This window comes from Enterovibrio norvegicus FF-33, assembly GCF_000286835.2.
Lineage (GTDB): Bacteria > Pseudomonadota > Gammaproteobacteria > Enterobacterales > Vibrionaceae > Enterovibrio > Enterovibrio norvegicus_A.
The window spans coordinates 608467-622848 of record NZ_AJYD02000013.1; the positions used below are offsets into that span (position 1 = coordinate 608467).

Here is a 14382-nt window from a genome sequence, read left to right on the forward strand (position 1 = left end):
CCATGACTGGGTTTACTCATATAAATGCGTCGGGCGAAGCAAACATGGTGGATGTGTCTGGTAAAACTGAGACCGTACGTGAAGCACGAGCTGAAGCTTATGTCGATATGGCACCAGAGACCCTCGAATTGATTGTTTCCGGAAAGCACCACAAAGGTGATGTATTTGCGACGGCACGCATTGCAGGTATTCAAGCCGCGAAACGCACATGGGATCTGATCCCGTTGTGTCACCCTCTGATGCTTTCTAAAGTGGAGGTATCACTTCAAGCGTTACCGGAAACATCACAGGTACGTATTGAATCGCTTTGTAAACTTACCGGAAAGACAGGCGTAGAAATGGAGGCGTTAACTGCGGCGTCTGTGGCTGCGCTAACCATTTACGATATGTGTAAAGCGGTGCAAAAGGACATGGTGATTGGGCAAGTACGTTTGCTTGAGAAAACCGGCGGAAAATCAGGACATTTTAAGGTGGAACAATGATCCAAGTGCTTTTCTTTGCTCAGGTTAAAGAGCTGGTGGGAACCGGATCTTTGGCTCTTGATGCGAAATTCAATTCTGCTGAAGATATTCGCCAACACCTTGCGGCGAAAGGAGACAAGTGGTCATTAGCGTTAGAATCTGGAAAGTTGCTGGTGGCAATTAATCAAACCATTTCTGAACTGTCATCGCCGGTAAAAGATGGTGATGAGGTGGCTTTTTTCCCACCGGTGACAGGGGGCTAAGCGTGATATCTGTTCAGCACGAAGATTTTTCCCTCGCCGAGGAATACCAGCGTCTAAATGATAGCGACAGTGATGGTGCTATCGTGACTTTTATTGGCAAAGTACGTGACATGAACCTCGGTGACAATGTGACTGGATTGACGCTTGAGCATTATCCGGGGATGACAGAAAAGTCGCTGAACGAGATTGTGCTTCAAGCGAAGCAACGTTGGCCCTTGACTCATATTCGTGTTATCCACCGTGTTGGTGCGTTGAACATTGGTGATCAGATAGTGTTTGTTGGCGTAACCAGTGCTCACCGCAATGCGGCATTTGAAGCCTGTGAGTTCATTATGGATTACCTAAAAACTCGCGCACCTTTTTGGAAGAAAGAGCGTCTAAATGATGACGAGCGGTGGGTGGAAGCGCGTGAAAGTGATGATACGGCAGCTAATCGTTGGTAAAGCCTCAACGGTGGTAAACCAGAGCAACACGATAAAAAACAAAAGGGATGCGTAAGCATCCCTTTTACGTTTGAACCGTTAGCTCATTAGGTTAAATAGAAGGACTATTTGCAGACTGCTGCGCCAAGTTCTTTCCATACACCCCATTGTCCTGTGGTTCCAGGTTCTTCGTTGGTTGTCCACCACTTGGCTGAGTACTCTTTGCCATTTTGAGTGACAACATCACCCGAGTTGTAAACTACGCCTTCCTTCCACCCATTTGGACAATTCACAACCGGTGCGTCTTTTGCTACGGCAACCGACGCGCTTGCACTGTCAGTCAGTTTCCCATCAGACACTGTCACTGAGAACGTCAGCGTTGTATCGACAGTGTAACTGTCTGCTGTGAATGTCAGGCTAGCACCGTTTGGCGTAGCTTGAACACCCGCTGGAATGTTCCACGTGTATGTGAGCGTATCGCTGTCCGGATCGCTTGAACCACTTGCGTTAACAAATACAATATCACCCGCATTGGCTGTTGCTTGCACTGTCAATGCGGCAACAGGGGCTTGGTTCGTTGGAACAGTTCCACCTTGTGCTTTTGCCGTGATAGAAACAGCATCAACCGCAGTAGCGCCTTTGTCATCTGTCACAGTTAACATGAATACAAACTGGGTATCGACTGTAACGGCAGGAATGTCAGCAGAAGCAGAAGAAGTATCTGCATTCGCAAGGGTTACTGCTGGACCGCTGGTTTGTTTCCAGCTATACGCAACGACTTGGCCATCTACGTCAGAAGATGCCGAGCCATCTAATGCGACTAAGCCAGCAATGTTAACCGTAACATCTACACCAGCGTTAGCGACGGGATCTTTGTTACGTGGTGGTTGTGTGACATCACTTGCGAGGGATTCTTGCATTGCGTTCAAGATATCACCGTTGTCTGCATCGATTTCCCAAGCAAATAGCCCTGCAAAGTTGTTTTGACGAACATATGCCCCTTTCGCCATCACTGAGCGTTTGTTGTCATAAGTGATTAAATCACCGTTTGATGGGTCCCAAGCCCAAGGTGCTTCAGCTTGTTCATCATAGCCAAGAACCACACCAGTCTTGTTTTCGAACTGAGTGACAACGTCCTTGTAATCAAGGATCCCTGCTTCCCAAGAACCCGCGACTTTGCCGTTACCCACACCCGTCATCGGATTAGTAGGATCACTCATGCTCGCCTCTGTTACGCCCGTCCAACCACGTGCATACATGGCTGCGCCAACAACGAGTTTCTCTGCTGGAACGCCTTTATCCAATAAAAGATTAATACCATTTACAGTTGAATAAGCTGGGCCTTTACGTGGTTTTCCTTCGTCATCAAGGCCTTTACCTGCGCATTCATCCGCCGAAAGATGGCTACCGCAATTGAGTGCTGTCTGATGCCCAACAACATTGTTCCAACCACCATAGTAGTCGTACGTCATTGCGAAGATGTAGTCCATGTGTGGCACAGCATCTGCGTAGTTTACGTCTTCGATTTTGTCGTAACCAACACCAACCGCTGACGTGAGTTCATAGGTACGACTTGTTTCTGCCGACAGTTCGTCCAGCATGGTACGTAACTCTTGCATGAGCAACGCATAAGTATTGCCGTCATTTACAGAGTCGCCGAGATCGGGATTCGCACCTTGACCTCCTGGGTATTCCCAATCAATGTCGACACCATCGTAGAATTTCCACGTTTGTAGGAAACTCTTCACTGAGGTGACGAATACATCACGGTTAGCTTTTACACCGAAATCATAAAAAGGGTCAGAAAGTGTCCAGCCACCGATAGAAGGAAGTATTTTCAGGTCAGGATAGCGTTGTTTAAGCGCCATGATTTGACCATAGGTGCCTTTATAAGAAGAAGAGTGGCTCTGACCAGACTGTGGATGTGGCATTTGAACTGCGGCCCAAGGGTCGTGGATAACAACTTCGTAGTCCGGGGTTCCAACACAAGCACGGTTCAAAGCAGCAAGAGGTCCGTCATCAAGAGATGGGTTGTTGCCACAAATAGGCACAAAACCATAGATAATGTGAGTCAAGTTTTGTGCTGGGATTTTGTCAACGGCAAACTTACGGCCATAAACACCCCATTCTACAAAGTATGCACCGACGACAGTATCTGTTGGTGTCGTGTAATTACCGTTGTTAGGGTCAACGTTCATAGGAAGTGGGTCTAAATGACTTCCATCTGTATCAGCCACAACGATGTCTTTTGGTGCGCTAGGCGTGCACGTCTGTGTCGCGCCTTCACCACTACACAGTTCAACAACCATGCTGTACTTACCGCCTTTAGCGACCTCCAGGATGGCCGATTCTTTTTGGCTAGCAGACGGTGTCACGTTAGCTTGATACACAACGTCGCCGTTGAGAAGAACACGCCAAGAATCGGCGGGTTCACCAGACCAGCGATCCCAAGTCACTGGGACTTCTGCATACGGTTTCACTGTGACCAAGTCTTTGTATGCGGTAGCAGCGTCATTCACTTCAATAATGGAGAAATTCGTTTCCATCCATGAAATGACGGGCGCACCGGGCGCAGCGAAGGCCGGTGTAGATAGCGCCCCCGCGACAGAGGCGGCAAGCAGCCCCTTCAGAAAAGCCGATTTGTTCATCTTAATATACCTCGAAAATTTATTGCGAGAATTAACTATTCAGCGCATGAATGTGAGTCAATCTTCGTTAACCCTATTCAGATAGTTGTTCTTAAAGGTAAATTAGGCAAAATTGAGAGGGAATGTTTTAGAGGTAGAAGAGGTAATACAGTAACACTTACGTTACATTGCGGTTGTTTTTCAGGTAGCAAGTCACAAAAAGTAGCACTTATTCTTCTTTGGAAACTAAGTGATGAATGTCTCAATGGAATTTGAAATGGTTATAGATAAAAAATGGCCTCTCAAATGAAAGGCCATTTATTCATGTAATAAACTGTGGTTTAACGGCGTTCTTGTGCTTTTTCTTCGTTTGCTGGTTTTTGTTTTCCAGCCGGAATAAAGCCATGTCGGACGCGAGAGCACAGAGGTCTAGATTGTGAGCCTGCGGGTCTCATTGATGATCGTCTCTTTAATTGTTTGTTGGACATAAATTGGTTTGTTGCGTAGCTGTTTGCACCTCAGCGCCGAAAAACAACGAATCATTACATCGGTACAGAGACATAGTGCGCAATATTTAAGACTTTCACAATTGAATCTCTGTCACATTTACAGTCAGAATGAATAAATTCTAACCAGCATTTTTTTTATTCCATATTGTTATTAAAACACGCCAATAGATTGTTTCTTGGTGAGAAAAAGGGACTAGGGGTGGTTGGTGTCTCATTGTGTCAAAACTGCGTCGGGTGGCCTCTAAAGCTTTGCTACACTTTTAAGTGAAATCACAAAGCTCAATGAAACGTCAGATACGATCATTTCGTATATGCACAAGCTGTATCTGTGCCTGAGCGGTAATATCAATCAGGAGGATTCCAATGGGACATAGACGTATTAGCAATAAAAAAATGAAGCAAATGATGCACGACATCATGCCGGACGACGCGCAGCAGTCCAAAAATGATTCGCTCGTGGAAGGGAAAGCCGTTAAAGGTAATGCTGAGGCTCCCCTTAAACTTGAAAACGAGCAAAAATAACGCAAACGTTTTACACCCAAGCAACCTCAGATGCTTTAGAGCGAGAGTTTGTTGATTATCAGGCATGGTGGTTCTTTTTAACCGATGCTGAATAATAGTGTGAATAAAAAGTCAGCTGAGATATCGCTGGCTTTTTTTGTTCGCGTATTAAGTGTTGATGGATGATTTAATTACATAAAAGAGCGCAAGGAAAAGCTTAAGTAAATGTAAATTGTCGCATTAACTGCCTGTACAGTGCCTGAGAACAAAGGCATGCATTAAATGACCCCTTTCAAACTGTGGCTACTTATGCACTTTCAGTGAGTTATTACGCAGTCATATATCTCTAATCTAACGTTTATAATCGATTTATATGATGAAAGTTACCCATAAATTCCAATTTAAATGCTTAAAAATTGCCCTTTTAGGGTTTTTTATACAATTTTTCACTTTTTATTGAGTCTGCATTGAAGTATCCGTTCAACTTATCTCATAGGGTTGGTTGAACATGCTGGTTTTCTACTATTTGTTAGATACATGTGACTTTTTCTGTCGATTTTGTGGCAAATTACTTTGATGCTTGGTAATGTTCCAAGCAATTCTCCGTCGTCCACTCAAGTTTTTAGATGAAATACGACTTAGTTTTCTTCTCGATTTAAGAGTGCCGGAGAGTGTCATGGATGCAAGCACAGGATAAATTGGAGTATCTGCATGTATAAGAACAAAATCACTCAGGCCCTGTTGTTGGGCGCAGGAATGGCCGTATCGGCAACGTCTTTCACTTCTGTGGCAGCAGAAGTCCCCGCGGATGTAAAACTCGCACCGGTTCAAGAGTTGGTTCGTGGTAACGGCACTGAAGTTGCTTCGCTTGACCCGCACAAAGTCGAAGGTGTGCCAGAGGCTCATGTTCTGCGTGATCTGATGGAAGGTCTGGTTATTCAAGACGCATTGGGTAATACCATTCCAGGTGCCGCAGAGTCTTGGACAACAGAAGATAATCAAACTTTCACGTTTAAAATTCGCAAAGATGCCAAGTGGTCGAACGGTGACCCGGTAACGGCTCAGGATTTTGAGTACAGCTTCAAGCGTGCAGCCGATCCTGCAACAGCGTCGCCATATGCTTGGTATATTGAATACACCAAGCTTAAAAACGCAAAAGATGTCATTGCTGGTAAGAAGTCAGTAGATGAGTTAGCGGTTAAAGCTGTCGACGATCACACCCTCGTACTAGAAACCGAAGTGGCATTGCCGTACTTCGTGAAAATGTTAGCGCACACTACTATGTATCCGGTTCACAAGGCTTCAGTTGATAAGCATGGTGACTCATGGACTAAGCCTGATAATTTTATCGGCAACGGTGCATATAAACTGAGTGACTGGGTGGTGAACGAGAAGATCGTTCTAGAGCGAAATGGAAGCTATTGGGATAACGAAGATACTGTTATCGATAAAGTCAGCTTCCTGCCTATCGAAAACCAGAACGCGGAAATGAACCGCTTCCTATCCGGTGAAATCGACATCACGTATGAAGTGCCTAACGAGCAATTCCGTCGTCTTGAGAAACAATATCCTGATAACGTTGTTGTTTCACCAAACCTTTGTACTTACTACTATGGTTTCAACACGCAGCGCGCACCGTTTGATGACAACCGGGTTCGCAGTGCACTGTCTTACACCATCGATCGCGATATCATCGCCAAGGCTATCTTGGGTCAAGGTCAAAAACCAGCGTATGCACTCACTCACAGCGGCATTACTGGCTTTAACCCTGAGACACCTGAATATGCAACGATGAATCAAAAAGAGCGCATTGCAGAAGCGAAGGTATTGCTTACAGAAGCAGGCTTCGGTAAAGGCAATCCGCTTGATTTTACGCTGCTTTATAACACCAGTGAAAACCACAAGAAAATTGCAGTTGCGATTCAGTCAATGTGGAAAAAATCACTGGGTGACTTCGTCAATGTGACCTTGGAAAACCAAGAGTGGAAGACCTATCTGGATAGCAGTAAGCAAGGCGACTTTGATGTTCGTCGTGCAGGCTGGTGTGCAGACTACAACGAAGCGTCTACGTTCTTGGCGATTGCGATGACAGAGAATGGTTCTAACGACCAGAAGTACTCGAGTGCAATCTTTGATAAAGCGATGAACGATGCAGTGACCGTTGCAAAAACGGAAGCTGAGCGTAATAGCTACTACGCAATTGCTGAAGCGCAACTTGCCAAAGACATGCCAATTGCTCCTATCTATCAGTATGTCCAACCACGTCTGGTTGCGACATCCGTAGGCGGCTACCCAGATAAAAACCCTCAAGACAATATCTACACCAAAGATATGTTCATTATCGCAGAATAATAACAGGGTCACTCCATGCGCCCGTGGCTTGGCTGCGAGCGCATGTTTTTTTGAGCATATGTGAGATGCTTTATGTTTAGATTGATTTTTACTCGAACACTGGAAGCAATACCAACATTGTTGGTATTGATCACCATCTCCTTTTTCTTGATGCGTTTCGCGCCGGGAAATCCATTCTCTTCTGAAAAAACACTGCCTCCTCAGGTAATGGAAAACATCAATGCGAAATATGGTCTTGATAAGCCCGTATTCGAACAGTACACAACGTATCTAGGTAATATTCTGCAAGGCGATTTCGGACCGTCATTCAAATACAAAGACTATACAGTGAATGAGCTGGTTGCTACGGCCTTGCCTGTTTCGGCAAAAGTGGGTTTCTACGCCTTTATTCTGACGGTGATTGTAGGTGTCACTATCGGCACCATTGCTGCGTTGCGGCAAAACAGTTGGGTCGACTATCTCATTATGTCTACGTCCATGTTCGGGGTGGTGCTGCCTTCCTTTGTTTTGGCGCCGGTACTGATTTATGTCTTCTCCATCGGCTTGGGATGGCTGCCTGCGGGCGGTTGGAATGGCGGCGCAATTGAATTTATGGTCCTGCCAATCCTTGCCATGTCTTTCCTTTATATCGCGACATTTGCCCGTATTACGCGTGGCAGCATGATTGAAACGTTGAACAGCAATTTCATCCGTACCGCGAAAGCGAAAGGGTTGAGCATGAGCTACATCGTAGTGAAGCATGCGCTTCGTCCTGCAATGCTGCCGGTAGTGTCCTACATGGGCCCAGCGTTTGTCGGCATTATTACCGGCTCAGTGGTTATCGAAACAATATTCGGCCTTCCTGGGATTGGTAAGCTTTTCGTTAACGCCGCTTTCAACCGTGATTACTCATTGGTCATGGGTGTCACCATCTTGATTGGTACGCTGTTCATTATTTTTAACGCCGTTGTGGATATTTTGCTGGCGTGGCTTGATCCAAAGATTCGTTATTGAGGTTTGAAATATGCTATTAAAAAAAGAAGAAAATAACGAAGCTCTCGAGAATTTTTCGGCACAACTTGAAGTAGAAGGTCGCAGCTTGTGGCAAGACGCGCGCATTCGTTTTATGCGTAATAAAGCCGCAATGACGAGTCTAGCCATTTTGCTCTGTATCACCTTGTGGGTGATAGTCGGTCCATTGTTCGCGACTTATGCGTTTGATGATACGGATTGGTATGCCATGCATGCGGCTCCTTCATTGGGTGCAGAAGGACACATTTTTGGTACTGACGCACTAGGCCGAGACATTTATGTTCGTACCTTGGTTGGTGGCCAAATCTCGCTGATGGTTGGCCTAATGGGCGCCTTTGTTGCAGTACTGATTGGCACCGTTTACGGGGCTGCATCTGGTTACATTGGTGGTCGTACAGACCGTGTCATGATGCGTATTCTGGAAATATTGAACGCAATTCCATTCATGTTCTTAGTGATTGTATTGGTGACCTTCTTCGGACGAAATATCGTGCTGATCTTCGTCGCTATCGGCGCGATTGCTTGGCTCGATATGGCACGTATTGTGCGCGGTCAAACGTTGAGTTTACGAAACAAAGAGTTCATCGAAGCTGCCCACGTGAGTGGTGTCAGTACACGAAACATTATCCTCCGTCATATCATCCCGAATGTGCTAGGCATTGTGGCTGTGTATTCAACGCTGCTTATTCCAAGCATGATTTTAATTGAATCTTTCTTAAGCTTCTTGGGCTTAGGAGTACAAGAGCCAATGACCAGCTGGGGTGCGCTGTTGCAAGAAGGTTCTCAAACGATGGAACTGGCGATTTGGCAACTGGCGTTTCCAACCTTGTTCATGGTAACCACGCTGTTGTGTTTCAACTATGTGGGTGATGGTCTGCGTGACGCGCTAGATCCAAAGGACCGATAAGGAGGAAGTATGAGCCTATTAGATGTTAAAGATCTGCGTGTAGAATTCAAAACCCAAGATGGTTCTGTTACCGCAGTTAACGACCTGAACTTTTCACTCGAGCGTGGCGAAACGCTTGGCATTGTGGGTGAATCAGGTTCAGGTAAAAGCCAGACCGTGTTTGCGATTATGGGTCTACTTGCGAAAAATGGTGTCATTAAAGGCAGCGCTAAATTTGAAGGAAATGAAATTCTCAATCTGTCTGAAAAGGAACTGAACAAGATCCGAGCAGAGCAGATTGCGATGATTTTCCAAGATCCCATGACGTCGCTTAATCCGTATATGAAAGTCAGCGATCAGCTGATGGAAGTATTGATGCACCATAAGGGCATGGGTAAAACAGACGCATTTGAAGAATCTGTTCGTATGCTGGAAGCGGTGAAAATCCCTGAAGCGCGCAAGCGCATTACCATGTACCCACACGAGTTTTCAGGCGGTATGCGCCAACGTGTGATGATTGCAATGGCGCTGTTGTGTCGTCCAAAGCTCTTGATTGCTGATGAGCCAACAACGGCATTGGACGTGACGGTTCAGGCGCAGATCATGGATCTGCTGAACGAACTGAAATCAGAATTCAACACCGCGATTATCATGATCACGCACGATCTGGGTGTGGTTGCAGGTTCGTGTGACAAAGTGCTGGTCATGTACGCGGGCCGTACGATGGAATACGGCAATGTGGATGATATCTTTTACAAACCTAGCCACCCCTACACTGAGGGCTTGCTAAGAGCCATTCCTCGCTTGGATGTGGAAGGCGATGTGTTACCAACCATTCCGGGTAATCCACCGAACTTGTTGAAGCTACCACCGGGCTGTCCATATCAAGATCGTTGCCATCGTGTTTCTGTCCCCTGTAAGAGCGAGTCACCGATTCTGACGCCATTTTCTGACGGTCGTCTTCGTGCGTGTTTTTCTGATCAGGGGACGTGGTAATGGGTGCAATGAACAAGAACTTACTGCTGGATATTGAAGATCTAAAAGTTTATTTCAATATCGCATCGAAATCACTGCTACCGTGGGCAAAACCTTCGGTACTCAAAGCGGTTGATGGTGTGAACATCAAACTGTACGAAGGGGAAACCCTTGGTGTCGTTGGTGAATCAGGATGCGGAAAATCGACCTTTGCTCGCGCTGTGATTGGTTTGGTGGAAGCAACAGAAGGCCAAGTTGTGTGGTTGGGTCAAGATCTCACAAAACTGGGCGTCAATGATTTGCGAGAGAAACGCAAAGAAATCCAGATGATTTTTCAGGATCCGCTGGCATCGCTTAATCCGCGTATGACCATTGGCGATATCATTGCTGAACCGCTGAAAACTTTCTATCCCGAGCTATCTAAGGATGAAGTGAAGCAGCAGGTGCAAACCATGATGACGCGTGTTGGTTTATTGCCTAATGTGATTAACCGTTATCCGCATGAATTTTCCGGTGGCCAGTGTCAGCGTATTGGTATTGCGCGTGCGCTTATCTTAAAGCCAAAGCTGGTGATTTGTGATGAGCCTGTATCGGCACTGGACGTGTCTATTCAAGCGCAGGTAGTGAATCTACTAAAAGAACTGCAACAAGAGATGGGTCTAAGCCTCATCTTCATTGCGCATGACTTGTCCGTGGTAAAACACATCTCTGATCGGGTATTGGTGATGTATCTAGGGAATGCGGTTGAATTGGCCGAAGGGAAAGCACTGTTTGATAACCCACAGCACCCATATACGCGTGCGTTGATGTCAGCAGTGCCGGTTCCTGATCCGATCAAAGAACGTAACAAGAAGATCCAGTTGTTGGAAGGTGAATTACCCTCGCCAATGAATCCACCATCAGGTTGTGTATTCCGTACGCGTTGCCCTCAGGCAACAGAAGCGTGTGCGCAGAAAAAGCCAATGCTAGAAGGCACGGATTACCACTCAGCGGCTTGTTTGCAAGTTCATCTATAACCGTTGAACTTAACCAACCAGAACGAATCCACAAAAAAGCCTTCCAATCGGAAGGCTTTCATTTTTAATCTGGTTTTTTGTTGCGATTAGGCTTGAGGGTACCAGTAACCTTGGTTACACAGATCAAGCAGAAGCGCGAGCAGCGCAGGATTGCTAGCCATCTCACCCAAGTCTTCACCAGTAAACGCTTCCTGATCGCAAAGGAGTCTCGCTGCAGCCTCGCAGCCTTCGGGTAATTCAATCGCTTCGCCGTTGACGTAAATGACGGATAAATCATTCTCGTGATACAGCGCTTTCATACCCGACACTTTTTCCAGCACCATGTTATCTTCGACGAATTGGAATAATTCATCTGCCTGCCATGGTGGCTCTGCTGCCATGATGTCCAGTTCGTGACGAGACTGACTCAATTGCTCACCTAACCAGCGAGCTTTGATTTTCGGGTCGTTGATCAGTTTCATTAGCATGTCATTGAGCGCCTCGGATTCAGACGTTGGGATCATGCCGTGCTCATCACGAGTTTGTAGGTTAGGGTCATAGAAGTGAACATCACCCAGCTCATTGGTCAACACATAATCCGCAAGAGTACTTAGCAGTTCTTGCTTCTTCGGTGAACGGTAGCCAATTGAGTAGCTCATCGATACGTCGATGGTATTCCCTTCGTGCGGGAAACCAGGTGGGATATAAAGAATATCTCCCGGTTCTAAAACGTCATCGATGATCGGGTCAAAGCCTTCGATTTGGCGCAGACCTGAGTCATGGTTGGCGTCTTTGTATTCGCCTTTTTCACCCACACGCCAGCGACGCTTACCCATGCCTTGAATGATGAATACATCGTATTGGTCAATATGAGGGCCTACGCCGCCATTAGGCATTGAAAGGCAAATCATCACATCGTCAAACAACCAATTTGGCAGAACACGGAAAGGTTGAGCCAATTCGCGAAGCCCTGGGTGCCAATGGTTAGCCGCTTGAACGATTAACTGAGAATGTGTGTCGGGAAATTCGTCAAAGCTTTCGAATGGACCGTGCTGCGCCTTCCAATTGCCATCCAGATTCGTCACAAAGCGAGAATCGATTTCCTCTTCCATTGCCAGACCTGCAAGTTCATCTGGGCTAATCGGATCTTCAAAGTCGACAAAGCCTTTTTTGATCACAACCGGCTGTTTGTGCCAGTAGGTGGTAAGGAATTCGTTTAAGTCAAAATTTAGCTGATACATAGGAGATGCACGGTTTCTTTAAGTGAGGGGGCGATTATATACCCATGAGCCATAGAGGGGCAGGATTGCAAGAAATAAAAAGCCCGCCTAGTCAGCGGGCTTCTTTCTCAGGGTGTTTGCTTACAGCTGATCAGTCAGCTTGATCGCTTCACCAATGTAGTTAGCTGGGGTCATTTTCTTCAGACGTACTTTTTCTTCTTCAGGAAGATCCAGACCATCGATGAAGACGCGCATGCCTTCGCCGTCAACACGCTTACCACGCGTTAGCTCTTTTAGCTTTTCGTATGGCTTTTCAATGCCATAACGACGCATAACAGTTTGTACAGGCTCTGCCAATACTTCCCAGTTTTTGTCTAACTCAGCTTCAAGCGCAGCTTGGTTTATTTCTAATTTGCTGATGCCTTTTAGCGTCGACGTGTATGCAATGATCGCATAGCCACAACCCACACCTAGGTTACGCAAAACCGTAGAATCGGTTAGGTCACGCTGCCAGCGAGATACCGGCAATTTTTGTGCTAGGTGGCTAAAGATTGCATTAGCAAGACCTAGGTTACCTTCTGAGTTTTCAAAGTCGATTGGGTTAACTTTATGCGGCATGGTTGAAGAACCAATTTCGCCTGCAATCGTTTTTTGTTTGAAGTGACCCAGTGCGATGTAGCCCCAAACGTCACGATCGAAATCAAGAAGGATGGTGTTGAATCGTGCAATCGCATCGAATAACTCAGCAATGTAGTCATGCGGTTCGATTTGCGTGGTGTACGGGTTCCACGTCACGCCCAGTGATTCAGTAATGAATTCTTCGCTGAATGCGTGCCAGTCGATTTCTGGGTAAGCAGAAAGGTGAGCGTTGTAGTTGCCTACAGCACCATTGATTTTCGCCAGAATTTCAACGTTTTCGATTTGCTTGTACTGACGCTCCATACGGTATGCAACGTTAGCCATCTCTTTACCCATGGTAGAAGGAGAGGCGGGTTGGCCGTGGGTGCGAGACAGAAGAGGGACATCGCGATATTCAACCGCCAGTGATTTAATTGCATCAATGACGTTGCGAATTTCTGGCAACAGCACTTGCTCGCGCGCTTCTTGAAGCATCAGAGCATGAGACGTGTTGTTGATATCTTCTGAAGTACAGGCGAAGTGAATGAACTCATTCACTGCATGCAATTCGGCATTGTCAGCCACTTTTTCTTTCAGGAAATACTCAACCGCCTTAACGTCGTGGTTGGTCGTGCGCTCAATGTCTTTAATGCGCATCGCGTCGGCTTCGCTAAATTCGGCTGCGATTTTGTCCAGAATGGCGTTTGCTTCTGGGCTGAATGCCGGTACTTCCTTGATAGCATCTGTTGCTGCCAGTTTTTGTAACCAACGAACTTCGACGATTGTGCGGTACTTCAATAAGCCAAACTCACTGAAGATTGAACGCAACGCAATCGTTTTCGCTCCGTAACGGCCATCCACCGGTGAAACAGCTGTCAGCGCTGACAGTTCCATGGTCTCTCTCCTGAATTATTATTACGAATTTCGGGCTAAGATGATTTTGGCCTGCTCAATCATTTGTTTGCGGCCAAAGATAAGATGACGGCGCTTGCCGCCGACCTGACGCCATAATACGGCGCTGCGGATCCCAGATAGCAGTAAGGCACGGACTTTATGTTGCACGCCCGTTTGCTGCAATTGAGCTGGGTTACCAGTGACCTGAATTCGTGGACCTAACGGACTAATCGTATCCAAATATACACTGGCAAGGTTGCTGATCATTTGATCATCAAGCAGGTCAAAATGTTGCACCTGACGCTGGACGTTTTCCAGGCGATCAGACAATTGCGCGAGGCTATCACGACGGCCTGAAAGCTTACGTTCCAGTGCGAGCAGGTTAATGAGATAACGCGTAAGTTCGCTGCCACCAGGGCTGTTATCTAGTTCGCTAATGAGCGTGTTTAAACCCACTGTGAGGTTTTCTTCATTGCCGAAAACCTCCAGTGTGGAAGCAGGGTTAGTGACAATAATACTCTTCAAGCTGGCGCTGAGTGCATCTGGGTCACAGCTGCCTGTACGTGATATTTCCTGCACCAGTTTGACGGATTGACAGATACTTGCGAACGCGATGGTTCGATCAAATAAAGTATTAGCCACTGACGA

13 protein-coding genes are annotated in these 14382 nt (G+C 46.4%); 9 read left to right on the plus strand and 4 right to left on the minus strand.

The window, feature by feature from the left end; genetic code table 11:
* Positions 1-2: 2 nt before the first annotated feature.
* The 3 genes from moaC to moaE are packed head-to-tail and all read left to right on the plus strand — an operon-like array spanning position 3 to position 1167.
* Positions 3-482 (plus strand): cyclic pyranopterin monophosphate synthase MoaC, encoded by a 480-nt coding sequence (gene moaC, locus A1OO_RS05075; protein WP_026024050.1) that lies wholly within the window; start codon positions 3-5, stop codon positions 480-482.
* Complete coding sequence (moaD, locus tag A1OO_RS05080) at positions 479-724, plus strand: molybdopterin synthase sulfur carrier subunit (RefSeq protein WP_016961499.1); 246 nt, start codon at positions 479-481, stop codon at positions 722-724. The genes moaC and moaD overlap by 4 nt, the downstream gene beginning before the upstream one ends.
* Before the next feature lie 2 nt (positions 725-726).
* A complete protein-coding gene (gene moaE / locus A1OO_RS05085; protein WP_016961500.1) occupies positions 727-1167 on the plus strand; it encodes a molybdopterin synthase catalytic subunit MoaE in 441 nt (146 codons plus the stop codon).
* A 104-nt stretch (positions 1168-1271) separates the two neighbouring features.
* Here moaE and A1OO_RS05090 read toward each other — a convergent pair whose 3' ends face one another.
* Positions 1272-3794: a glycosyl hydrolase family 18 protein gene (locus tag A1OO_RS05090; protein WP_017004810.1), complete on the minus strand. Its 2523-nt coding sequence runs from the start codon at positions 3792-3794 to the stop codon at positions 1272-1274.
* Between the two features lie 851 nt (positions 3795-4645).
* On the opposite strand from A1OO_RS05090, the gene A1OO_RS23540 reads away from it, so the two are divergent.
* From A1OO_RS23540 to oppF, 6 genes are all read left to right on the plus strand, one after another.
* The gene (locus tag A1OO_RS23540; protein WP_016961502.1) at positions 4646-4804 is read left to right on the plus strand and encodes a hypothetical protein; all 159 of its coding nucleotides are present in this window, start codon (positions 4646-4648) and stop codon (positions 4802-4804) included.
* A 690-nt stretch (positions 4805-5494) separates the two neighbouring features.
* Positions 5495-7135 (plus strand): ABC transporter substrate-binding protein, encoded by a 1641-nt coding sequence (locus tag A1OO_RS05095; RefSeq protein WP_016961503.1) that lies wholly within the window; start codon positions 5495-5497, stop codon positions 7133-7135.
* 72 nt (positions 7136-7207) lie between these two features.
* Positions 7208-8128, plus strand: coding sequence for an oligopeptide ABC transporter permease OppB (oppB, locus tag A1OO_RS05100; RefSeq protein ID WP_016961504.1), 921 nt, complete (start codon positions 7208-7210; stop codon positions 8126-8128).
* 10 nt (positions 8129-8138) lie between these two features.
* Entirely contained in the window at positions 8139-9053 is a 915-nt protein-coding gene (oppC, locus tag A1OO_RS05105; RefSeq protein WP_016961505.1) for an oligopeptide ABC transporter permease OppC, read from the plus strand.
* A gap of 9 nt (positions 9054-9062) precedes the next feature.
* Positions 9063-10028, plus strand: a complete 966-nt coding sequence (locus A1OO_RS05110; protein WP_017004811.1) for an ABC transporter ATP-binding protein — start codon at positions 9063-9065, stop codon at positions 10026-10028.
* Positions 10028-11023 carry a murein tripeptide/oligopeptide ABC transporter ATP binding protein OppF gene (gene oppF / locus A1OO_RS05115; protein ID WP_016961507.1) on the plus strand — a complete coding sequence of 332 codons (996 nt, stop codon included), beginning with the start codon at positions 10028-10030 and terminating at the stop codon, positions 11021-11023. Before A1OO_RS05110 ends, oppF begins: the two co-directional genes overlap by 1 nt.
* A gap of 86 nt (positions 11024-11109) precedes the next feature.
* Here the strand turns inward: oppF and A1OO_RS05120 are convergent, their stop codons facing one another.
* The 3 genes from A1OO_RS05120 to hflD all read right to left on the minus strand — a co-directional run bounded on the left by A1OO_RS05120 (position 11110) and on the right by hflD (position 14376).
* Positions 11110-12243, minus strand: coding sequence for a cupin domain-containing protein (locus tag A1OO_RS05120; RefSeq protein ID WP_016961508.1), 1134 nt, complete (start codon positions 12241-12243; stop codon positions 11110-11112).
* Between the two features lie 120 nt (positions 12244-12363).
* Positions 12364-13734: an adenylosuccinate lyase gene (gene purB / locus A1OO_RS05125; protein ID WP_017004812.1), complete on the minus strand. Its 1371-nt coding sequence runs from the start codon at positions 13732-13734 to the stop codon at positions 12364-12366.
* A 21-nt stretch (positions 13735-13755) separates the two neighbouring features.
* A complete protein-coding gene (gene hflD, locus A1OO_RS05130) occupies positions 13756-14376 on the minus strand; it encodes a high frequency lysogenization protein HflD (protein ID WP_016961510.1) in 621 nt (206 codons plus the stop codon).
* Between the last annotated feature and the right edge of the window lie 6 nt (positions 14377-14382).

Bases quoted from the DNA above. Each gene is read 5' to 3' on its own strand.
- moaC (WP_026024050.1), top strand. From the start codon at position 3: ATGACTGGGTTTACTCATATAAATGCGTCGGGCGAAGCAAACATGGTG.
- moaD (WP_016961499.1), top strand. From the start codon at position 479: ATGATCCAAGTGCTTTTCTTTGCTCAGGTTAAAGAGCTGGTGGGAACC.
- A1OO_RS05090 (WP_017004810.1), bottom strand. From the start codon at position 3,794: ATGAACAAATCGGCTTTTCTGAAGGGGCTGCTTGCCGCCTCTGTCGCG.
- A1OO_RS23540 (WP_016961502.1), top strand. From the start codon at position 4,646: ATGGGACATAGACGTATTAGCAATAAAAAAATGAAGCAAATGATGCAC.
- A1OO_RS05095 (WP_016961503.1), top strand. From the start codon at position 5,495: ATGTATAAGAACAAAATCACTCAGGCCCTGTTGTTGGGCGCAGGAATG.
- oppB (WP_016961504.1), top strand. From the start codon at position 7,208: ATGTTTAGATTGATTTTTACTCGAACACTGGAAGCAATACCAACATTG.
- oppC (WP_016961505.1), top strand. From the start codon at position 8,139: ATGCTATTAAAAAAAGAAGAAAATAACGAAGCTCTCGAGAATTTTTCG.
- A1OO_RS05110 (WP_017004811.1), top strand. From the start codon at position 9,063: ATGAGCCTATTAGATGTTAAAGATCTGCGTGTAGAATTCAAAACCCAA.
- oppF (WP_016961507.1), top strand. From the start codon at position 10,028: ATGGGTGCAATGAACAAGAACTTACTGCTGGATATTGAAGATCTAAAA.
- A1OO_RS05120 (WP_016961508.1), bottom strand. From the start codon at position 12,243: ATGTATCAGCTAAATTTTGACTTAAACGAATTCCTTACCACCTACTGG.
- purB (WP_017004812.1), bottom strand. From the start codon at position 13,734: ATGGAACTGTCAGCGCTGACAGCTGTTTCACCGGTGGATGGCCGTTAC.